The organism is Streptomyces sp. NPDC007971 (genome assembly GCF_042958635.1).
Taxonomy (GTDB): Bacteria; Actinomycetota; Actinomycetes; order Streptomycetales; family Streptomycetaceae; genus Streptomyces.
The window spans coordinates 53,244-73,337 of the sequence record NZ_JBIBJK010000014.1; the positions used below are offsets into that span (position 1 = coordinate 53,244).

Consider the following 20,094-nt stretch of genomic DNA (forward strand, 5'->3'; position numbering starts at 1 on the left):
GATCCCGCCCCCGAGACCCGCACCTGCGGGTGCCGACCCTCACGAGCGGCGCCGACCGGTCCCCGGCGGTGCGTTCCGTGCGAAAAGGCGGTGACGTTCCATGCGGTACGTGGCGGTGAGTGCGCTGAGTCATCCGGGGCTGCTCCGCGAGCGGAACGAGGACAGCCTCGTGATCGGGCCGTGGACCCTGTGCGCCACGGTGACCCAGAGTCCGCAGACCCTGCTCTTCCCGATCGGGACGCCCCTGGTCGTCGCCGTCGCCGACGGCCTCGGCGGGCATCCCGGAGGCGACGTGGCCAGTGCCCTGGTCGTCCGCCGGCTCGCGTCGACCGGCCCCGTCCTGGCCGGCGAGGACGCCGTGCGGGACGTCCTGAACGCCTGCAATCGCGCCGTGTACGAGGCTGCCGGCGGCGATGCGGGAGGCGAGCTCGCGGCCATGGGGACGACGGTCGCCGGAGCCGTCGTACGATCCGGCTCACTGCTGGTGTTCAACGTGGGCGACAGCCGGGTCCTCAAGGACGGCCCCGACGGGCTGCGCCAGGTGAGCGTCGACGACAGCCCGCCGCTGGAGCCCGGGCGGCGCACCACCTCCATCGTCACCCAGTGCCTGGGCGGCACCCGCACGTACCGGGCCGTGCGCCCCCACGTGACCGTCGAGCCGCTGGCTCCCGGCGACCGCTATCTCATCTGTACCGACGGCCTGACCGATCCGGTGCCGCCGGACGTGCTCGACGAGGTGATGCGGGAGCGGGACGACGGCCGGGTGGCCTTCGAGCTGTGGAAGGCCGCCATCGAGGCGGGCGGCCCGGACAACATCACGCTGGCGGTCGCACGCGTCACGGGCGAATGACAGACGGGCGCCCGCCCGACCGGCCGGGACGGATCGCGCCCGACCGGCCGGGACGGATCGCGCCCGACCGGCCGGGACGGATCCCGCCCGGAGGTCGTCCGCACGGCGTCGAGCAGCCCGTCGGGCGTGGTCCCGCCCGCCTCTCGTGCCGGGTCCCGCCCGCGGGGGAAGCACCGGGCCGGGGGTGTCCGGGAAGCGCCTACCCTTGAGGGATGACCAGCAGCAGCGACCGGAGCCCCGCAGTGGACGTTCACGCCCCCAAGAGCTACGAGATCCGCACCTACGGGTGCCAGATGAACGTCCACGATTCCGAGCGATTGTCCGGGCTGCTCGAAGAGGCCGGGTACGTGCGTGCCCCCGAGGGCGCGGACGGCGACGCCGACGTGGTCGTCTTCAACACCTGCGCCGTGCGCGAGAACGCCGACAACCGGCTCTACGGCAACCTGGGCCGGCTCGCGCCGAGGAAGGCCTCGCGGCCCGGGATGCAGATCGCGGTCGGCGGCTGCCTCGCGCAGAAGGACCGGGACACCATCGTGAAGAGGGCGCCCTGGGTGGACGTCGTCTTCGGCACGCACAACATCGGCAAGCTGCCCGTTCTGCTGGAGCGCGCCCGGGTGCAGGAGGAGGCGCAGGTCGAGATCGCCGAGTCGCTGGAGGCCTTCCCGTCCACCCTGCCGACGCGGCGGGAGAGCGCGTACGCGGCCTGGGTCTCGATCTCCGTCGGCTGCAACAACACCTGCACCTTCTGCATCGTCCCGGCCCTGCGCGGCAAGGAGAAGGACCGCCGCACCGGCGACATCCTCGCCGAGATCGAGGCCCTGGTCGCCGAGGGCGTCTCCGAGATCACGCTGCTCGGGCAGAACGTCAACGCCTACGGCTCCGACATCGGTGACCGCGAGGCCTTCAGCAAGCTGCTGCGCGCCTGCGGGAACATCGAGGGTCTGGAGCGCGTCCGCTTCACCTCCCCGCACCCGCGCGACTTCACGGACGACGTCATCGCCGCCATGGCCGAGACGCCGAACGTCATGCCGCAGCTGCACATGCCGCTGCAGTCCGGCTCGGACACCGTCCTGAAGGCGATGCGCCGCTCCTACCGCCAGGAGCGCTTCCTCGGGATCATCGACAAGGTCCGCGCCGCCATCCCGCACGCCGCGATCACCACTGACATCATCGTCGGCTTCCCGGGGGAGACCGAAGAGGACTTCGAGCAGACGCTGCACGCCGTCCGCGAGGCGCGCTTCTCGCAGGCGTTCACCTTCCAGTACTCCAAGCGGCCCGGCACCCCGGCCGCGACCATGGAGAACCAGATCCCCAAGGAGGTCGTCCAGGCGCGCTACGAGCGTCTCGTCGCCCTCCAGGAGGAGATCTCCTGGGAGGAGAACAAGAAGCAGGTCGGCCGCACCCTGGAGCTGATGGTCGCCGAGGGCGAGGGGCGCAAGGACGGCGCCACCCACCGCCTCTCCGGCCGCGCCCCCGACAACCGCCTGGTCCACTTCACCAAGCCGGACCAGGAGGTGCGTCCCGGCGACGTGGTCACCGTCGAGATCACCTATGCCGCGCCGCACCACCTGCTCGCCGAGGGCGCCGTCCTCGACGTGCGCCGCACGCGCGCGGGCGACGCCTGGGAGAAGCGCAACGCGGCGCAGGCGGCGAAGCCGGCCGGCGTGCTGCTCGGCCTCCCGAAGATCGGCGTGCCCGACCCGCTGCCTGCCGCCACCGGCGGCTGCGGCTGCGACTGAGGACCGTACGCATCGGGCCCGGTCCGGCGGCACCCTCCGGACCGGCCTGAGCGCCGGACGGTCCAGGCCGCTGGGCCGCCTTGAGTGCCGGACGGTCCTGACTGCCGGAGCGGCCGGATTGCTGGACCGGCCTGACCGCCGGACCTGACCGACGTGGCGATCGAGGACTGACGCCCGGCCGTCCTGCGGATACGCTGCCGATCATGCTTGTCGCCGCAGCCGTCTGCCCCTGCCCGCCGCTGCTCGTGCCCGAGGTCGCCGCGGGTGCCGCGCCCGAAATGGATGCCGCGCGCGCGGCGTGCACGGACGCACTCGGCGTACTCGCCGCCGCCCGCCCCGAGCTGCTGGTGGTGGTCGGGCCCGCCGAGCAGAGCGGGCGGGGAGTGCACCCGCAGGGCGCCGTGGGGTCCTTCCGCGGCTTCGGCGTCGACGTCGGGGTACGGCTGGGACCCGCCACGGGCGCTGTCACCGAGCGTGAGCTGCCACCCTCGCTGGCCGTCGCCGCCTGGCTGCTGGAGCGGACGGGCTGGGCCAGCGCCCCGATCGAGGGACTCGGCATCGGGGAACCCCTCGCACCCGAGCGGTGCATCGGCGCCGGCAGGGACATCGCCGCCCGGGCCGGACGGGTCGCGCTGCTGGTGATGGGAGACGCCAGCGCGTGCCGCACGCTCAAGGCCCCGGGATACCTCGACGAACGTGCGGCACCCTTCGACGCCGAGGTCGCGCGTGCGCTGGCGGCGGCGGACGTGGCGGCCCTCCAGACGCTGGACGCCGAGCTGGCGCACGAGCTGAAGGCCTCCGGCCGCGCGCCCTGGCAGGTCCTCGCCGGGGCGGCCGAGGGCGCGGGTCTGGCGGGCTCGCTGCTGTACGACGACGCGCCCTATGGGGTCGGGTACCTGGTCGCCGGGTGGTCGTAGACGGACCGGAGAGGGGCTGCACAGCGCCCCGGGAGCCGTCTCGACCGGCACACAGCCGGAGCCGCCGGGGCGCGGACACGTCGGACTCACGGGCCCGAACCCGCCCGACGCCCAAGTCCGAACCGCTTGGACACCCAGGCGCGGAAACCAGGGACGCCAAGGTGCGGAAGCGCCCGACGCCCGATCGCGGGCACGGCGGACACCCGGTCGCGGGTACGGGCGGATGCCCGGATTTACGAAGCGGACGCCAGGGTGCGGAAGCGGCCGACGCCCGGTCGCGGGCACGGCGGACACCCGGTCGCGGGTACGGCGGATGCCCGGATTTACGAAGCGGACGCCAGGGTGCGGAAGCGGCCGACGCCCGGTCGCGGGTACGGCGGACACCTGGTCGCGGGTACGGCGGATGCCCGGGTAGGGACGAGGCGGACGCCAGGGTGTGGACACGGCGGACGGCCGGGAGCCGTGGCGCTCCGCGGCCGTCCGCCGATCCGCATGCCGCTCAGGAAGCCGGTGGCGGGCCCTCCGGCCGGGTCGGCGTGGCGGCGTCGCCGGCCTCCGGACCGGCCTTCTGCGTGTGCGCGAGGCGGTCCATCGCACCCTTCGCCTTGTCCGTACCGGCGTGGATCTTGTCGCTGTACTTGCCCTTGGTCCGCTCGTCCACGGCCTTGGCGGCCTTGTCGATGCCGTGCTGCACCTTGCCGCCGTGCTGGCGCGCGAGGTCCGACACCTTGTCCTCGGCCTGGGCGAGCTTGGCCTTCACGTTGTCCATGAGACCCATTGGTCCACCTTCCCTCACGGGGACAGTCAGGTGCGGGCGCCCTCGTCGGCCTCACGGTCGGCGGCCTCGTCCGCGGACTGCTGCCTGGGGATCTCGGCGCCCTCGGCCGCCTCGGTCCCGACCGCTTCAGCCTCCGCCGCCGCGCCTTCGCGCCCGTCGTCGGCCTGCTCCTCGGGCTCCGTGGCCTGAGCCGCCTCCTGTGTGCCGGCCCCTTCCGGCTCGGTACCGGCCGGTGCCTCGGCGGCCGACGCCTCCGTTGCCGTCTTCGGCCTGTCCCTGCCGAGGAGTCGTGCAAAAACGCCCATATCCACTCCATACGTTACTCGTGCGGGCGAAATCCCGCGTCAAACGGTGCGTCCGTTTGCGCCGCCCGGGTCACCCCGTCCGATGATCGGCGGGCGGCACCTCGGTGCAACGACCGGAGATCCCTCCCGTCACGTAACTCGTTCGAGGCGTGTCCCTGAGGTTTGCGAGACTGGTGCGGTGAGCAGTGCATCCTCCACCCCCCGCGTCATCGCCGTCGTCGGACCCACCGCGGCCGGAAAGTCCGATCTGGGCGTATTCCTGGCCCAGCAACTCGGTGGGGAGGTCGTCAACGCCGATTCCATGCAGCTCTACCGAGGGATGGACATCGGCACCGCCAAGCTGACGCCCGAGGAACGCGGCGACGTCCCGCACCACCTGCTGGACATCTGGGACGTGACGGTCACCGCCTCCGTCGCCGAGTACCAGAGACTGGCCCGCGCCCGGATCGACGCTCTGCTCGCCGAGGGCCGCTGGCCGATCCTGGTCGGCGGCTCCGGCCTCTACGTCCGCGGGGCCGTCGACAACCTGGAGTTCCCCGGCACGGACCCCGAGGTCAGGGCCCGTCTGGAGGAGGAGCTGGCGGTGCGCGGCCCGGGTGCGCTGCATGCGCGCCTGGCCGCTGCCGACCCCGAGGCGGCCCGCGCGATCCTGCCCAGCAACGGGCGCCGCATCGTCCGCGCGCTGGAGGTGATCGAGATCACCGGCCAGCCCTTCACCGCCAACCTCCCCGGTCACGACTCCGTCTACGACACCGTCCAGATCGGTGTCGACGTCGCCCGCCCCGAGCTCGACGAGCGCATCACGCGCCGGGTGGACCGGATGTGGGACGCGGGGCTCGTGGACGAGGTGCGAGACCTGGAGGCGCAAGGGCTGCGCGAGGGGCGCACGGCGTCGCGCGCGCTCGGGTACCAGCAGGTGCTCGCGGCGCTTGCCGGGGCGTGCAGCGAAGCGGAGGCGCGGGCGGAGACCGTACGCGCCACCAAACGCTTCGCGCGCCGTCAGGATTCATGGTTCAGGCGGGATCCCCGGGTGCACTGGCTGAGCGGTGCCGCGGCGGACCGTGCGGCACTTCCACGACTTGCCCAGGCGTTGGTCGAACGACCGGTTACAGCCTGATCACGTCATGGCATCGGGATGCGCCGCCGGTCATCGCGGCCCGTGACGCCGTGCCATCATCGAGCTCCGATCGACCGAGTGAAGTCCTAGTTGGGAGGGCGCGTGGCGATGGAGGCCGGCCCTCGCGACACCGCACCAAGTGCCGAGCACGTTAGCACCGGCGGCGAACCGGAACCGATCGAGGACCGTCTGATCGAGGACGGTCTGATCGAGGACCGTCTCACCGAGGACCGTCTGATCGAGGACGGTCTGATCGAAGACCGTCTGGCCGACGACGGCCCCGAGGACACCCCGGGCGGTGTGACCGCCGACGGACCGACGCCCGAGGAGATGTACGCGGGCGGTCCCGAGGTCGAGGTCGAGCTGCGCCCGCAGCGGCGCCTGCGCATCTGGCAGCTCGCGCCCATCGTGGCGCTGGCCGCGGGCGGCTCCCTGATGTTCGCCTTCCCGCTCGCCTTCGACTTCGGCGACAGCGGCGCGGTCATCGCCATGCTGGGCCTGCTGATCTGCTCCTGCGCCGCAGGCTGGGGCATGATGGCCGCCCGCCGCGTGGGCTACACCTGGCCCGGCCTGCCCCCGCGTGGCTCCGGACGCCGCCCCGACTGGCGGGTCGTGATCGGATACATGCTGCTGGTCGCCGTGGTGGCCGTCCTAGCGGTGTGGCGAGTGGCCCGGCTGCGCTGAAGCGCCCTGCCCTGCAAGGCCACGGGGCCGTTGTCGACGTCCGACTGCCGTCGCGTGGCCGCGATCGACCCCGACCGAAGCGGCCCCGCCACCCGACGCGCCCCTGATCGACACACCCCCACCGACTCGCCCCGGCCGTCCCGCACCGTCCCTCCGCTCGGCACCGGCCCCCACCTCTCGTCGGCACCCCAGCGGGCGCTCCCGAACCATCGAGGGCCGTGCGCTCCCGAACGGTCGACGGCCCTGCGTTCCCGAACGATCGACGGCTGTGCGCTCCCGTACGATCGAGGAATGAGCACGCGGATCGCCTTCCTCAAGGGTCACGGCACCGAGAACGACTTCGTGATCGTCCCGGACCCGGAGAACACCCTCGACCTCACCCCGGCCGCCGTGGCCGCCCTGTGCGACCGCCGCGCCGGGATCGGTGGTGACGGGGTGCTCCACATCGTGCGGTCCGCCGCGCACCCGGAGGCCCGGGAGATGGCCGCCGAGGCGGAGTGGTTCATGGACTACCGCAACGGCGACGGCTCGATCGCCGAGATGTGCGGCAACGGCACCCGGGTGTTCGCCCGCTACCTCCAGCGCGCCGGACACGTGGCCGAAGGCGACCTCGCGATCGCCACGCGCGCGGGCGTGAAGACCGTCCACATCGCCAAGGACGGTGACATCACCATCGGTATGGGCCGCGCAAGCCTGCCCGCGGGCGAGGTCACCGTGAGCGTCGGCGAGCGCAGCTGGCCCGCGCGCAACGTGAACATGGGCAACCCGCACGCCGTCGCCTTCGTCGACGACCTCGCGCACGCCGGCACCCTGTACGATCCGCCGCCGGTCTCCCCGGCGAGCGCCTACCCGGACGGTGTGAACGTCGAGTTCGTCGTCGACCGCGGCCCCCGCCACGTCGCGATGCGCGTGCACGAGCGCGGCTCCGGCGAGACCCGCTCGTGCGGCACAGGCGCATGCGCGGTCGCCGTGGCGACCGCCCGGCGCGACGGCGCCGATCCGGCCGTCACCGGTGCCCCGGCGACCTACACCGTGGACGTGCCCGGCGGTCGCCTGGTCATCACCGAACGGCCCGACGGCGAGATCGAGATGACCGGACCCGCCGTGATCGTCGCCGAGGGCGAGATCGACGGCAAGTGGCTGGAAAACGCGCTCAGCTGACCTGTCGAAACATCGGCCGCGGCGGCTCCGGACGCCCGGATCAGCGGTTTCGGGCGGCTGGGTCTGTTCGAAACCGCGGCCGAGTGCAGCGCAGGTGGCGCAAACTCTAAACCTCTTACTCATCGCTCGATTGGGTGATCCGTTTCACGGTCGGCGAGAGGCGGTCGGTCGCGCGTGCTGGGCTCGATAGCATCAAGCACCGGCACGGACGGGGGAACGTCGCCTTCCCTGAGCCGCGCATGCCCTGGGCTCTGTCCGCCGGTCGACGAGCCGGAGGTTGCCATGAGTGCGGAGGCCACGAACCCTGCGACCCCTGGCCCGGTAGCGCCCACGGCGCCCGCAGTGGCCCGCAGGAAGTCCCGTGCCCGGATCGACCTGCGTCGGCTCGGCCGGGCCGCGCTGCTCGGCCCCGCCGCCCGCGGCAGGCTGCCCGACGCGATCAGCCACGTCGTCGAGGCGCACCGCGCCCACCACCCCGACGCGGATCTCGAACCCCTGCGCCGCGCCTACGTCCTGGCGGAGTCCTCGCACCGCGGCCAGATGCGCAAGAGCGGCGAGCCCTACATCACCCACCCGCTGGCCGTGACCCTGATCCTCGCCGAACTCGGCGCGGAGACCACCACCTTGACCGCCTCCCTGCTCCACGACACCGTCGAGGACACGGATGTGACGCTGGATCAGGTCCGGGAGCAGTTCGGCGAGGAGGTGCGCTATCTGGTCGACGGTGTCACAAAACTGGAGAAGGTCGACTACGGGGCGGCGGCCGAGCCCGAGACCTTCCGCAAGATGCTCGTCGCCACGGGCAGCGACGTGCGGGTGATGTCGATCAAACTCGCCGACCGCCTGCACAACATGCGCACCCTCGGTGTGATGCGCCCCGAGAAACAGGAGCGGATCGCCAAGGTCACCCGGGACGTCCTCATCCCGCTCGCCGAACGCCTCGGCGTGCAGGCCCTGAAGACGGAGCTGGAGGACCTCGTCTTCGCCATCCTCCACCCCGAGGAGTACGCACACACCAGAGAACTGATCGCCGCGAACGCGACCGGCCCCGACGACATCCTCGCCGAGGTCGCCGACGAGGTCCGCGGGGTGCTGCGCGAGGCCGACATTCCGGCCGAAGTCCTCATCCGCCCCCGGCACTTCGTCTCCGTCCACCGCGTGGCCCGCAAGCGCGGAGAACTGCGCGGTGCCGACTTCGGCCGGCTGCTGGTGCTCGTGGGCGAGGACGCCGACTGCTACGCGGTCCTCGGCGAGCTGCACACGTGCATGACCCCGGTCGTCTCCGAGTTCAAGGACTTCATCGCCGTACCGAAGTTCAACCTCTACCAGTCGCTGCACACCGCCGTCGCCCGCGCGGACGGCCAGGTCGCCGAAGTCCTCATCCGTACCCACCAGATGCACAAGGTCGCCGAGGCCGGGGTCGTCGCGCTCGGCAATCCCTACGCTCCGTCGGCGGAGGAGCAGTCCCAGGCGGCCGACGGCGAGCGCGCCGACCCCACCCGCCCCGGCTGGCTCTCCCGCCTGCTCGACTGGCAGCAGGCCGCGCCCGATCCCGACACCTTCTGGTCCACCTTGCGCGAGGACCTCGCCCAGGACCGCGAGATCACCGTCTTCCGGCCCGACGGCGGCACCCTGGGCCTGCCCGAGGGCGCCACCTGTGTCGACGCCGCCTACGCGCAGTACGGCGAGGACGCCCACGCCTGCATCGGCGCCCGCGTCAACGGCCGCCTGGCGACCCTCAGCACGGTCCTGACGGACGGCGACACCGTCCAGCTCCTGATGGGACAGGACCCGGCCTCCGAGCCCTCCCGGGAGTGGCTGGAGCACGCCCACACCCCGGCCGCCCGCATCGCCATCCAGCGATGGCTGGCGGCGCATCCGGGCGGGGGAGCGGAGAGCGGGAGCGACGGCGCGGGCGGCAGCGCCACGGGTGCGGGAAGGGCCGCGGGCCTCGCGGCCGGCGGTGCCGGTGGTGCGCAGGGCGAAGGCGCCGGGAGCGAAGGAGGCACGGAGGGCGGGGGACACCGCACGGCCGCGGCGAACGGCGCGCCTGGCGCGGCCAAGAGCTCCCCCCGGACCACCCGGACCACCCGGCCTTCCGGGTCGTCCCGCTCCTCCGGGTCCCCCCTGCTCTCCGGGACCGACGCCGTCGCGTCCGGTCGCACCCCGCGCGGGTCCGCCGCACCCGACGGCGCCCCGGCCGCCCGCCCGCGCGGTGCCGACGTCCTCGCGGACCGTCCCGGAGTCGCCGTACGCCTCGCCGGCTGCTGTACGCCCGTACCGCCCGACGAGATCACCGGTTTCGCCGTACGCGGGGGAGTGGTGACCGTGCACCGCGTGGGGTGTGCGGCGGTGGCACACATGAAGAGTCGGGGGCGCGCGGAGATCGGCGTGCGCTGGGGAGAGTCCACCGCCTGCCGGGTCACACTGGTCGCTGAATCGTTCGGCCGCCCTCATCTGCTCGCCGATCTGACCGAGGCGATCGCCGTGGAGGGCGCCGAGATCGTCTCCGCGACCGTGGAGCCGCCCACCCAGCAGCGGGTGCGCCACACCTACACCCTCGAACTCCCCGACGCCGCCCACCTCCCGGCCCTCATGCGCGCGATGCGCGACGTGCCCGGGGTGTACGACGTGAGCCGGGCCCAGCACCAGGCGCCGGCGTCCTGAGGACGGTATCCCTGTACAGAGCCCTTCCTGTCCTGAGGACGGGATCCCCGCACAAAGCCCTTCCTGCCCCGGCGGGACTGGATTCCCGCACAGAACCCTTCTGCCCCGCCCTACTGCCCCGGGAACGGGACTTCGTCCGGAAGCCTTCCTGAAGAAGGCGTCCCCGACCCAACCCGTTCGAGTGGGCCGGAAGCGCGTCGCCGCCGAAGCGCCCCCGGGCGCTGGTAGCGGTGATGCATGCTGCTCACCCCCCGCTCGCGCCCGCACCCCCGGCCCGCCCGGCGCACGAAGGCCGCCCTGCTCGCCTCCGCCGTCTCCCTCTGCCTCCTCGCTGCCGCCGCTCCGGCCGAGCCCCTGGGGGTAGGCGACCGGCTCTTCCCGTATCTCGGCAACCCGGGGTACGACGTGGCGTCGTACGACCTGTCCTTCACCTACCCCGGCACCAACGACAAACCGCTCCAGGCCGTCACCACGATCAACGCCTGGACCACCGCCGACCTGGAGCGCATCAATCTCGACTTCGCCCACGGCACGGTCCAGTCCGTGCAGGTCGACGGCCACCCCGCCACCTTCAGCAGCGCGGGCGAGGACCTCGTCGTCACGCCGGACAGACCCCTGCACGAGGACAGCTGGACGCGGATCACCGTGAAGCACACCAGCAACCCCGTCGCCGCCAAGGACCAGGACGGCGGCTGGGTGCGCACCTCCGACGGCCTGGCCATGGCGAACCAGGCCGACGCCGCCCACCTGGTCTTCCCGTCCAACGACCACCCGTCCGACAAGGCGATGTTCACCTTCCGGATCACCGCGCCGAACGACTACACCGTCGTCGCCAACGGCGTGCCCGCCGGCGTGGAGAAGGTCGACGGCTCCACCACCTGGACCTACCGCACCCAGCACCCCATGGCCACCGAACTCGCTCAGGTGTCCATCGGCCGCTCCGCCGTCGTACGCCGTACGGGACCGGACGGACTGCCGATCCGGGACGTCGTGCCCAGCGCCGACCGCAAGGCGCTCGAACCCTGGCTCGCGAAGACGCCCGACCAGATCGCCTGGATGGAGGGCAAGGTCGGCCGGTACCCGTTCGAGACGTACGGCGTGCTCATGGCCCAGGCCTCCACCGGATTCGAGCTGGAGACGCAGACCCTCTCACTCTTCGAGAAGCACGTCTTCAGCGAGCCCGCCTACCCCAAGTGGTACATCGAGTCGATCATGGTGCACGAGCTGTCGCACCAGTGGTTCGGCGACAGCGTCAGCCCCCGCAGCTGGTCCGACGTCTGGCTGAACGAGGGGCACGCCACCTGGTACGAGGCCCTCTACGCTCAGGAGAAGGCGAACAAGCCCATGGAGGAGCGGATGAAGGCGGCCTACGGCTCCTCCGACCGCTGGCGTGAGGCCGGCGGCCCGCCCGCCCAGCCCAAGGCACCCGCGCCCGGGCAGAAGATCAGCATCTTCCGCCCCAACATCTACGACGGCGCGGCGCTCGTGCTGTACGCCCTGCGCCAGGAGATCGGCCAGCCCGCCTTCGAACGCCTGGAGCGGATGTGGGTCCAGGAGCACCGGGACTCCACCGCGAGCACCGCCGACTTCGTCCACCTCGCCTCGACCGTCGCAGGCCGCGACCTGACGGGCTTCTTCAAGGGCTGGCTGTACGGCGAGAAGACCCCGCCGATGCCCGGCCACCCGGACTGGAAGCCCACCGCGTCGCCCAAGAGCGCCAAGGGCCCGCGCCGGAAATAAGGCGGTGACGAGACGGGCCGTGCCGTGCGACCATCGTCAGGTCGGCGCGGCACGGCCCGCGGGAATCTCCCGGGGTGCTCGCGCGTTCTACGCTATGAGGGCCACTGTGGCCTCCCATCGACGTTAAGGATCCAATGACCTCCTCTTCTTCCCCTTCCCAGGACACCAAGCGCCTCGCGCACGCCTATCCCGAAGGTCTTCGGGCCGATGCCCTGATGGAAGAGGACGTCGCCTGGAGCCACGAGATCGACGGCGAGCGGGACGGTGACCAGTTCGACCGCTCCGAGCGCGCGGCCCTGCGCCGTGTGGCGGGCCTGTCCACCGAGCTTGAGGACGTCACCGAGGTCGAGTACCGCCAGCTCCGCCTGGAGCGGGTCGTGCTCGTGGGCGTGTGGACCACCGGGACCGTGCAGGACGCGGACAACTCCCTCGCGGAGCTGGCCGCCCTCGCGGAGACCGCGGGCGCGCTCGTCCTCGACGGCGTCATCCAGCGCCGCGACAAGCCCGACGCGGCCACCTACATCGGCTCCGGCAAGGCCCTGGAGCTGCGCGACATCGTGGTCGACACGGGCGCGGACACCGTCATCTGCGACGGTGAGCTGAGCCCGGGCCAGCTGATCCAGCTGGAGGACGTCGTCAAGGTCAAGGTCATCGACCGTACGGCCCTGATCCTCGACATCTTCGCCCAGCACGCCAAGTCCCGCGAGGGCAAGGCGCAGGTCGCGCTCGCGCAGATGCAGTACATGCTGCCGCGGCTGCGCGGCTGGGGTCAGTCGCTGTCCCGCCAGATGGGCGGCGGCAAGGGCGGCGGCCTCGCCACCCGTGGTCCCGGTGAGACCAAGATCGAGACCGACCGGCGACGGATTCGCGAGAAGATGGCGAAGATGCGCCGGGAGATCGCGGAGATGAAGACCGGCCGCGAGATCAAGCGCCAGGAGCGCCGGCGCAACAAGGTGCCGTCCGTCGCCATCGCGGGCTACACCAACGCCGGCAAGTCCTCCCTGCTCAACCGCCTGACGGGCGCGGGCGTCCTGGTCGAGAACGCCCTGTTCGCGACCCTGGACCCGACCGTCCGCCGCGCGGAGACCCCGAGCGGCCGCCTGTACACCCTGGCCGACACGGTCGGCTTCGTCCGCCACCTGCCGCACCACCTGGTCGAGGCGTTCCGCTCCACCATGGAGGAGGTCGGCGACGCCGACCTGATCGTGCACGTGGTGGACGGCTCGCACCCGGTACCGGAGGAGCAGCTGGCCGCCGTGCGCGAGGTGATCAGGGACGTCGGTGCCACCGACGTGCCCGAGATCGTCGTGATCAACAAGGCGGACGCGGCCGACCCGCTGGTCCTCCAGCGGCTGCTGCGGGTCGAGAAGCGCTCCATCGTGGTCTCCGCCCGCACCGGCCAGGGCATCGACGAACTGCTCGCGCTGATCGACAACGAGCTGCCACGCCCCTCGGTCGAGATCGAGGCGCTCGTCCCGTACACGCACGGCAAGCTCGTCGCCCGCGCCCACACCGAGGGCGAGGTGATCTCCGAGGAGCACACCGCGGAGGGCACCCTGCTCAAGGCCCGGGTGCACGAGGAGCTGGCGGCGGACCTGGCGCCCTACGCGCCCGCATCCGCGGCCTGACCCGGCGGCCCGCACCCGCGGGCTGACCCGGCGCTCCGACCCGGCACAGCAGGAAGGCCCGCCACCCCTCGGGGTGGCGGGCCTTCGCCGTACGGCAGTCCCTGACGTCCCTGACGTCCCTGACGTCCCTGACGTCCCTGACGTACCGGTGGTGCCGGCTAGGCCGGCACCGGCGCGGTCACCGACCGCCGTACGTCCTGCTCATGTTCTGGTAGAGCGCCTCGGCCGTCGGGCCCAGCTGCGGGCCCGCCAGCCAGGTGTTGTCCGCCGGGCCGATGGAGGTGTTGGACACCAGCGCGGTCTTGCCGTTCACCACCCGGAACCAGCCGCCACCGGAGGAGCCGCCGGTCATCGTGCAGCCGATCCGGTACATCGTCGGCAGCGACGGGCTCAGCGCCAGCCGACCGGGCCGGTCGAGGCACTTGAACATCTTCAGCCCGTTGTACGGCGGTGCCGCCGGGTAGCCCCAGGCACCCATGGTCCCGGCCGAGGCCGCGGACGGCGCCGAGAAGTCGACGTCGAGGGCCGCCCCGACCGTCTCCTCCAGCGACTTCGCCCCGGACTCGGGCTTCACGTGCAGCACCGCGTAGTCGTACGCCGCACCCGCGCCGCCCGTCTCCGAGCCGCCCTGGATCCACTGGTTCGACGTCGACGCCCAGTCCGCCCACCAGGTGCCGTAGGGGGCGACCTGCGAGGTGCTCGCGTTCGACAGGTCCGCCTCGGACTTGCCGAGGTCGTTGTACGACGGCACGAAGGCGATGTTGCGGTACCAGCCACCGTCCTTGCCGGCGTGCACGCAGTGGCCCGCCGTCCACACCAGGTTGGACTTGCCCGGATGGTTGACGTCCTTGATCACCGTTCCGGAGCAGACCATGTGGCCCTCGGGCGAGTCGAAGAAGACCTTGCCCACCGGCGCGGCGTTGTCGTGGTACGGCGTCTTCTCCGCCTCGGCCTGCACCGGCCGCGGCTCCGGGTCGCTCACGCCCTGGTCGGCGGCGGCGTCCTTGGCGGTGACCGTCTTGTTGGCCTCCTTCGCGGACTTCATCCGCTCCGGCTTCCACAGACCGGCGATCACCGGATTGACGAAGTCCTTGGCCTCACTCAGCCACTTGTTCTTGTCCCAGTCCTTCCAGCCGCCGTTCTGCCACTTGTCGACATCGATCCCGTGCTGCTTGAGCTTGTTCGCGATGTCGGCCGGGATGTGGACCTTGCCGCCGCCGTCGGCCCGGGAGGCCGAGGCCCCCGGCCGGTCGTCCGCCTTGTCGTCGCCCGAGCCGTTGCAGGCGGTGGCGGTGAGCGCCAGGGCGGCGACGAGACCGGTCGCGGCGAGGACGGTACGGCGCGGGCGCGCCGAGGAACTACGTGCGAAACGCATGCTGCGATGACCCCCGATGAAATGTTGACACCCCACTATGCCCGCGGGGTTGGGGACGGACGGCGGCGAGACGGTGAAGGTTTCCGTGAGGCGCCCCGCCGCCGTCCATGGCCCCGCCGAGCGGATGGGCCGCTCAACCGCCTACTGCCAAGGGCTCACTGCCGGGCGAACTTCTTGCTCACCGACTCGTACACGCCCTTGGCCACGTCGCCCAGCCGCGGACCGGCCAGCCAGCCCGAAGTCACCGGGCCGATCGACGTGTTGGACACCAGCGCCGGCTTGCCGTCGGCACCCGTCTCCACCCAGCCGCCGCCGGAGGAGCCGCCCGTCATCGTGCAGCCGATCCGGTACATCGTCGGGTCCGCCTTGGCGATCGAGAGCCGGCCCGGCTTGTCCTGGCACTGGTACGCCAGCTGACCGTCGTAGGGGGGCGCCGCCGGGTAGCCGGTCGCCGTGATGCTCTTCACCTTCGGCACGGCCGGGGCGTTGAAGTTCACCGGAAGCGCGCCGCCGACCGTCTCCTCCAGCGACTTGCCGGCGTTGCCCTGCTCCGGCGTCACGTGGATGACCGCGAAGTCGTACGAGGCACCCTTGCCGCCGGTCTCGCCGCCCCCGTCGATCCACTGCTGCGAGGTCTTCGCCGCGTCGGCCCACCAGACGCCGTACGGGGCGATCTCGGACCGGCTCGCGTTCTGCAGCTGCGCGGTGGAACTGCCCTGGTTGTTGTACGACGGCACGAAGGCGATGTTGCGGTACCAGCCGCCCTTCTGGCCGGCGTGGACACAGTGGCCCGCCGTCCAGATCAGGTTGGACTTGCCCGGGTGCGCCGGGTCCTCGACGACTGTCGCCGAGCAAACCATCGTGCCCTCGGGAGAGTCGAAGAAGACCTTGCCCGACGTGGCCGCGTTGGTGTGGTACGGCGGCCGGACCGCCTGGGCCTTCACCGGCGCCGGCGTCGGGTCCGTCACCCCCTGGTCACCGGAGATGTCGTTGTCGTCGACGCCCTTGTCCTTGTCCGGGTCGTTGGCGCCCCGCATCCGGTCCGGGTCCCACAGACCCTTGATGATCGGATTGATGAAGTCGTTGGCCTCGCGCAGCCAGTCCTGCCGGTTCCAGTTCTTCCAGGCGCCGTTCTTCCACTTGTCGACGTCGATCCCGTGCTCTTTGAGCTTGTTCTTGATGTCGTCCGGGATCTGGATCTTTCCGTCGCCGGTGCCGTTCGCGGTCGTGCCGGCGCTCGGCCTGCCGTCGGCGTTGTCGTCACCGTCGCCGTTGCACGCGGTGGCCGTCAGCGCGAGCGTGGAGACGAGAGCGACCGTCGCCAGCACGGGGGAGGTCCGGCGTGCCCCGCCGCTCCCTCTGCGAATGGTGAACGACGGCCGTATGGATCGCATGGTGGTGACTCCCCCTGCTGTAAAGGAACTCGGCGCTTCGGCCCTGACAACGGGACCACACACTATGCGCTCGCCGTGGGGGAGTTCCGACGGTACCGCAACGGTTCGGCTACAGCGGCCTGACCTGGCAATCACCCGGGGCTGTCCTTGCTGTCGGTCACCCGATAGCATCGGCCGCGCGGGGCGGGGTCAAGTTCGCGCAGTGGTGTCCGAGTTCTGTGGAAGTGTGGAAGTGGCTGTGGTTGCGGGTCGAGTGGTGCGTTTTGACAATGTGCGGGGTTTTGGATTCATCGCCCCGGCGCATGGCGGAGAAGATGTATTTCTTCACGTGAACGACTTGATGATTCCTGAGGAATATCTCCGTTCCGGCCTACAGGTCGAATTCGAGATCCAAGAGGGTGAGCGGGGCCTGAGGGCTTCGTCCGTACGGCTCGCCGACGGTGTCGACCGAGCGTCCCTGAAATCCCTTTCGGTGGGTCACGGAAACGCGGCGGATGACGGGGAGCCGTTGTGCGACGTGTTCTCCACGGCGGAACTCAACCGGGAGATCACGGAGCTGCTGCTGGCCACGGCGCCTTCCCTCACCGCCGAGCAGATCCTGGTGATCCGGCGCAAGGTCGTGGAATTCGGGCGCGGGCACGGCTGGGTCGAAGGCTGAGCCGACCCGTTCACGGCGACCGGACATCCGTGTCCGAAGACGCGCGTTCAACCCGGCCTGGCCAAAGGTGTGTTCAACCTGAACGGCCGGGCCCGGTGGCGTGAATGCAGACAACGTTGCCGTGTTACTGAGCGGTTGTGATGGGACTGTTCAACTGGCGCACGAACCGCGGTGATGTGCGTTGTTACGATCCGGCTCAAGGTGTTGGGCACGGTGCCCGGAGTGAGGGGTTTGGGGATGGCTGTCGGTCGAGTGATCCGGTTCGACGGGATGCGTGGGTATGGCTTCATCGCGCCGGACCATGGTGGGGAAGACGTCTTCTTGCATGTGAACGATCTGCTCATTCCCGAGTCGTCGGTGCGCTCGGGACTCATGGTGGAGTTCGAGGTCGAGGACGGTGACCGCGGGCTGAAGGCCTCCGGGGTGCGGCTCGCCGAGTCGCAGGAGCCGGCGGTGCTGGCGGAGGTGCCCGGCCCGCGGATTCCCGTGGCACCGGCCGGCCCGTCGTCCGCGGAGGGCCAGGACACGATGTGTGACGTACTCGGCTCGGCCGAGTACACCCGAGAGGTGACCGAGCTTCTGCTGAACTCCGTGCCGGAGCTGACGGGCCAGCAGATTCTCGCCATGCGCAAGCACTTGGTCCTGTTCGGCAAGCGGCACGGCTGGGTCGAGGACTGAGAGCAGGGTGCGAAGACCGGCAGCACGGGTTCGAGGACTGGAAACGAGGTCCGAGGGCTGACAGCACGGGTTCGAGGACTGAAGGCACGGCTTCGAGGGCCTACAGGACGGGCCGAGGGCTGACAGCAGGGGCCATCTGCTGACGGCCAGGTCCGAGGACCCACAGGACGAACGGACGGCTCGGGCGTCCGCATGCAGACCAGGGCCGGGTGCGCCCCCCGTTGCACCCGGCCCTTCCCTTTTCGGTGTGAGCGAATCAACCCGTGGAGAGGGGACATGCCATGACGGAGCTGCCCACAGCCGCCCCGCCGGGGCCGGCGGGCACCGGGGGCGAGCCGGACGGTCGCGCGGCCCTCGTCGAGAACGACCCGCGCGACCCGCTGGTCCGACTGGCACGGCTGCTGGACGAGGGAACCCTCACCGTCGTGCACGACAGCGACGCGATCACCACGGCGGTGGCGTCCGGCCGGGTCCACGGTGTGGACGTCATCGCGTTCTGCACGGACGCACGGGTGATGGGCGGAGCCGTCGGCTTCGAGGAGTGCAGTCGCATCGCGGACGCCATCGACCTGGCTCTCAGGGAGAACCGCCCGGTCATCGGCCTGTGGCACTCCGGCGGCGCCAGACTCGCCGACGGCATCGAAGCCATGGACGGGATCGGCCGGATCTTTTCCGCGACGGTCCGTGCCTCCGGCAGGATCCCCCAGATCTCCGTGGTGCTCGGCGCGGCCGCCGGCGGCGCCGCGTACGGGCCGGCCCTCACCGACGTGGTGATCATGGCACCCGCCGGCCGGATCTTCGTGACCGGTCCCGACGTCGTGCGCAGCGTGACCGGCGAGCAGATCGACATGGAGGGGCTGGGCGGGACCGAGGCCCACGGCCGCAAGTCCGGCGTGACCCACATCGTGGCCCGCTCCGAGGCCGACGCCTGCGAGCGCGCCCGGAGGGTGACCGCCCTGCTCGCCGTCCCCGGAAAGGCCGACCTGGAAGCGGTGGGCCCGGCCCGGGACCTGCGCGCGCTGCTGCCCGCCTCACCCCGGCGGGCCTACGACGTACGACCGCTCGTGACCGGGCTCCTCGACAGCGATCCCGGATATCCGGACGGCGCACCGGGCGAGGGCGGATCCTTCGAGGAGTTCCATGCGAAGTGGGCGCCGAACGTCGTGACCGGCCTCGGCCGGCTGGCCGGCCAGAACGTGGGAGTCATCGCCAACAACCCCTTGCGCAAAGGCGGTTGCCTGGACTCGCTGAGCGCGGAAAAGGCCGCCCGCTTCGTACGGCTGTGTGACTCCATGGGGGTCCCGCTGCTCAGCCTGATCGACGTACCCGGCTATCTTCCCGGCGTCGCCCAGGAGTGGGGCGGAGTCGTCAGGCGCGGGGCCAAACTGCTCTACGCCTTCGCCGAAGCGGTCGTACCGCGCGTCTCGGTCGTCACCCGCAAGTCCTACGGCGGTGCCTACATCGCCATGAACTCGCGGTCCCTGGGAGCCACCAGGGTGTTCGCCTGGCCCGACGCCGAAGTCGCGGTGATGGGCGCCGAGTCGGCCGTGGGCATCCTGCACCGCAAGGCGCTCGCCGCCGCGCCCGAAACGGAGCGCGAGGAGCTGCGCGCCCGCCTCGTCGACGAACAGAAGCGACTCGCCGGCGGTGTCGACCGGGGACTCGCGCTCGGGGTCATCGACGAGGTCATCGATCCTTCGCGGACCCGGGCCGCGGTGGCGGAGGTCTTCGCCGCCGAGCCCTGCCGGCGCGGGTCGCACGGAAACATCCCGCTGTGAGAGCCCGGACGGCAGCTGGAACCCCTCCAGCAGCTGGGACCCCTCAGTCCAGAGAGTGAGGCTGATCATGGACAACAACGGTGCCCCCAACGTGTTCCTCACCGGCGCCCCGGTCACCGCGGTCGCCGCCGAGGAGCGGCTGCACCATCTCGCGGATCTCGGCGCCTCCAAGGTCAAGATTCCGCGCGGCAACCGCTACGAGCATTTCGAGGCCAGTTCCGAGACCACCCTCGTCGACGACCGCGAACTGCGGGTCTTCGTGTGGACCCACAGCACCTACGTGGCCGAGTGACGGATCAGCCCGGGCAGTCGCACCCCAGGGAGCCGGTGGTGGAAGAGGTACGAGCCGAGATCGTCGCCGTCGTGAGCGAGGTGCTCACCGCGGCCGGAGACCCCATTGCCGAGGGCGAGCCTCTGGTCGTCCTCGAATCGATGAAGATGGAGATCCCCGTCCTCGCCGAGAACGGCGGCCGGATCCTGGAGGTCCAGGTCGTCCCCGGCGACACCGTCCAGGAGGGCGACCTCCTCGCGGTGATCGGCCGGTAACCCGATGAGCAGGGCATTTGTGTACTGACGCACGACCCGCACGCCGAAGCCGTGCACCGTCCGAGGCTCGGACGGCGCA

18 protein-coding genes are annotated in these 20,094 nt (G+C 71.3%); 14 read left to right on the forward strand and 4 right to left on the reverse strand.

The annotated features are described in order from the left end of the window. The first annotated feature begins 100 nt into the window (after positions 1-100). The 3 genes from ACFZCP_RS28065 (at position 101) to ACFZCP_RS28075 (ending at position 3,506) form a co-directional block, all read left to right on the forward strand. The gene (locus ACFZCP_RS28065; RefSeq protein WP_391431729.1) at positions 101-850 is read left to right on the forward strand and encodes a protein phosphatase 2C domain-containing protein; all 750 of its coding nucleotides are present in this window, start codon (positions 101-103) and stop codon (positions 848-850) included. A 212-nt stretch (positions 851-1,062) separates the two neighbouring features. Continuing rightward, on the forward strand, positions 1,063-2,589 hold the full coding sequence (miaB, locus tag ACFZCP_RS28070; protein ID WP_362687679.1) for a tRNA (N6-isopentenyl adenosine(37)-C2)-methylthiotransferase MiaB: 1,527 nt from the start codon (positions 1,063-1,065) through the stop codon (positions 2,587-2,589). 203 nt (positions 2,590-2,792) lie between these two features. Further along, positions 2,793-3,506: a class III extradiol dioxygenase subunit B-like domain-containing protein gene (locus ACFZCP_RS28075; RefSeq protein WP_391431734.1), complete on the forward strand. Its 714-nt coding sequence runs from the start codon at positions 2,793-2,795 to the stop codon at positions 3,504-3,506. Between the two features lie 499 nt (positions 3,507-4,005). Here the strand turns inward: ACFZCP_RS28075 and ACFZCP_RS28080 are convergent, their stop codons facing one another. Together ACFZCP_RS28080 and ACFZCP_RS28085 are read right to left on the reverse strand one after the other, a co-directional pair. Continuing rightward, positions 4,006-4,284 carry an antitoxin gene (locus ACFZCP_RS28080; RefSeq protein ID WP_362687674.1) on the reverse strand — a complete coding sequence of 93 codons (279 nt, stop codon included), beginning with the start codon at positions 4,282-4,284 and terminating at the stop codon, positions 4,006-4,008. Positions 4,285-4,310: 26 nt separating this feature from the next. Further along, positions 4,311-4,589, reverse strand: coding sequence for a hypothetical protein (locus tag ACFZCP_RS28085; RefSeq protein WP_391431737.1), 279 nt, complete (start codon positions 4,587-4,589; stop codon positions 4,311-4,313). 178 nt (positions 4,590-4,767) lie between these two features. On the opposite strand from ACFZCP_RS28085, the gene miaA reads away from it, so the two are divergent. From miaA to hflX, 6 genes are all read left to right on the forward strand, one after another. Next, complete coding sequence (gene miaA / locus ACFZCP_RS28090) at positions 4,768-5,706, forward strand: tRNA (adenosine(37)-N6)-dimethylallyltransferase MiaA (protein ID WP_391431741.1); 939 nt, start codon at positions 4,768-4,770, stop codon at positions 5,704-5,706. Positions 5,707-5,814: 108 nt separating this feature from the next. Further along, positions 5,815-6,390: a hypothetical protein gene (locus tag ACFZCP_RS28095; RefSeq protein WP_391432152.1), complete on the forward strand. Its 576-nt coding sequence runs from the start codon at positions 5,815-5,817 to the stop codon at positions 6,388-6,390. Positions 6,391-6,681: 291 nt separating this feature from the next. After that, positions 6,682-7,551, forward strand: a complete 870-nt coding sequence (gene dapF / locus ACFZCP_RS28100) for a diaminopimelate epimerase (protein WP_391431744.1) — start codon at positions 6,682-6,684, stop codon at positions 7,549-7,551. A 282-nt stretch (positions 7,552-7,833) separates the two neighbouring features. Then, the gene (locus tag ACFZCP_RS28105; RefSeq protein ID WP_391431747.1) at positions 7,834-10,218 is read left to right on the forward strand and encodes an HD domain-containing protein; all 2,385 of its coding nucleotides are present in this window, start codon (positions 7,834-7,836) and stop codon (positions 10,216-10,218) included. A 237-nt stretch (positions 10,219-10,455) separates the two neighbouring features. Then, positions 10,456-11,958, forward strand: coding sequence for a M1 family aminopeptidase (locus ACFZCP_RS28110; RefSeq protein WP_391431750.1), 1,503 nt, complete (start codon positions 10,456-10,458; stop codon positions 11,956-11,958). 134 nt (positions 11,959-12,092) lie between these two features. After that, complete coding sequence (gene hflX, locus ACFZCP_RS28115; protein ID WP_391431753.1) at positions 12,093-13,586, forward strand: GTPase HflX; 1,494 nt, start codon at positions 12,093-12,095, stop codon at positions 13,584-13,586. A gap of 178 nt (positions 13,587-13,764) precedes the next feature. Here the strand turns inward: hflX and ACFZCP_RS28120 are convergent, their stop codons facing one another. Together ACFZCP_RS28120 and ACFZCP_RS28125 are read right to left on the reverse strand one after the other, a co-directional pair. Then, a complete protein-coding gene (locus tag ACFZCP_RS28120; protein ID WP_391431757.1) occupies positions 13,765-14,961 on the reverse strand; it encodes a trypsin-like serine peptidase in 1,197 nt (398 codons plus the stop codon). 155 nt (positions 14,962-15,116) lie between these two features. Further along, positions 15,117-16,355, reverse strand: coding sequence for a trypsin-like serine peptidase (locus tag ACFZCP_RS28125; RefSeq protein ID WP_391431760.1), 1,239 nt, complete (start codon positions 16,353-16,355; stop codon positions 15,117-15,119). A 238-nt stretch (positions 16,356-16,593) separates the two neighbouring features. Between ACFZCP_RS28125 and ACFZCP_RS28130 the strand changes: the two genes are divergently transcribed. The 5 genes from ACFZCP_RS28130 to ACFZCP_RS28150 all read left to right on the forward strand — a co-directional run bounded on the left by ACFZCP_RS28130 (position 16,594) and on the right by ACFZCP_RS28150 (position 20,015). Further along, positions 16,594-17,013 carry a cold shock domain-containing protein gene (locus ACFZCP_RS28130; RefSeq protein ID WP_391432156.1) on the forward strand — a complete coding sequence of 140 codons (420 nt, stop codon included), beginning with the start codon at positions 16,594-16,596 and terminating at the stop codon, positions 17,011-17,013. 237 nt (positions 17,014-17,250) lie between these two features. Continuing rightward, the gene (locus tag ACFZCP_RS28135; RefSeq protein WP_391431762.1) at positions 17,251-17,691 is read left to right on the forward strand and encodes a cold shock domain-containing protein; all 441 of its coding nucleotides are present in this window, start codon (positions 17,251-17,253) and stop codon (positions 17,689-17,691) included. A 281-nt stretch (positions 17,692-17,972) separates the two neighbouring features. Next, on the forward strand, positions 17,973-19,469 hold the full coding sequence (locus ACFZCP_RS28140) for a carboxyl transferase domain-containing protein (RefSeq protein WP_391431765.1): 1,497 nt from the start codon (positions 17,973-17,975) through the stop codon (positions 19,467-19,469). 67 nt (positions 19,470-19,536) lie between these two features. Beyond that, entirely contained in the window at positions 19,537-19,761 is a 225-nt protein-coding gene (locus tag ACFZCP_RS28145) for a DUF5988 family protein (protein WP_362687639.1), read from the forward strand. Positions 19,762-19,799: 38 nt separating this feature from the next. After that, positions 19,800-20,015 (forward strand): biotin/lipoyl-binding carrier protein, encoded by a 216-nt coding sequence (locus ACFZCP_RS28150; protein WP_362687636.1) that lies wholly within the window; start codon positions 19,800-19,802, stop codon positions 20,013-20,015. The last annotated feature ends 79 nt before the right edge of the window (positions 20,016-20,094 follow it).

What these genes read in the sequence shown, in the direction of transcription:
- ACFZCP_RS28110 (WP_391431750.1), top strand. Translation starts at nt 10,456, where the DNA reads ATGCTGCTCACCCCCCGCTCGCGCCCGCACCCCCGGCCCGCCCGGCGC.
- ACFZCP_RS28105 (WP_391431747.1), top strand. Translation starts at nt 7,834, where the DNA reads ATGAGTGCGGAGGCCACGAACCCTGCGACCCCTGGCCCGGTAGCGCCC.
- ACFZCP_RS28080 (WP_362687674.1), bottom strand. Translation starts at nt 4,284, where the DNA reads ATGGGTCTCATGGACAACGTGAAGGCCAAGCTCGCCCAGGCCGAGGAC.
- ACFZCP_RS28085 (WP_391431737.1), bottom strand. Translation starts at nt 4,589, where the DNA reads ATGGGCGTTTTTGCACGACTCCTCGGCAGGGACAGGCCGAAGACGGCA.
- dapF (WP_391431744.1), top strand. Translation starts at nt 6,682, where the DNA reads ATGAGCACGCGGATCGCCTTCCTCAAGGGTCACGGCACCGAGAACGAC.
- hflX (WP_391431753.1), top strand. Translation starts at nt 12,093, where the DNA reads ATGACCTCCTCTTCTTCCCCTTCCCAGGACACCAAGCGCCTCGCGCAC.
- ACFZCP_RS28075 (WP_391431734.1), top strand. Translation starts at nt 2,793, where the DNA reads ATGCTTGTCGCCGCAGCCGTCTGCCCCTGCCCGCCGCTGCTCGTGCCC.
- ACFZCP_RS28095 (WP_391432152.1), top strand. Translation starts at nt 5,815, where the DNA reads ATGGAGGCCGGCCCTCGCGACACCGCACCAAGTGCCGAGCACGTTAGC.
- miaB (WP_362687679.1), top strand. Translation starts at nt 1,063, where the DNA reads ATGACCAGCAGCAGCGACCGGAGCCCCGCAGTGGACGTTCACGCCCCC.
- ACFZCP_RS28120 (WP_391431757.1), bottom strand. Translation starts at nt 14,961, where the DNA reads ATGCGTTTCGCACGTAGTTCCTCGGCGCGCCCGCGCCGTACCGTCCTC.
- ACFZCP_RS28135 (WP_391431762.1), top strand. Translation starts at nt 17,251, where the DNA reads ATGGCTGTCGGTCGAGTGATCCGGTTCGACGGGATGCGTGGGTATGGC.
- ACFZCP_RS28125 (WP_391431760.1), bottom strand. Translation starts at nt 16,355, where the DNA reads ATGCGATCCATACGGCCGTCGTTCACCATTCGCAGAGGGAGCGGCGGG.
- ACFZCP_RS28140 (WP_391431765.1), top strand. Translation starts at nt 17,973, where the DNA reads ATGACGGAGCTGCCCACAGCCGCCCCGCCGGGGCCGGCGGGCACCGGG.
- ACFZCP_RS28065 (WP_391431729.1), top strand. Translation starts at nt 101, where the DNA reads ATGCGGTACGTGGCGGTGAGTGCGCTGAGTCATCCGGGGCTGCTCCGC.
- ACFZCP_RS28145 (WP_362687639.1), top strand. Translation starts at nt 19,537, where the DNA reads ATGGACAACAACGGTGCCCCCAACGTGTTCCTCACCGGCGCCCCGGTC.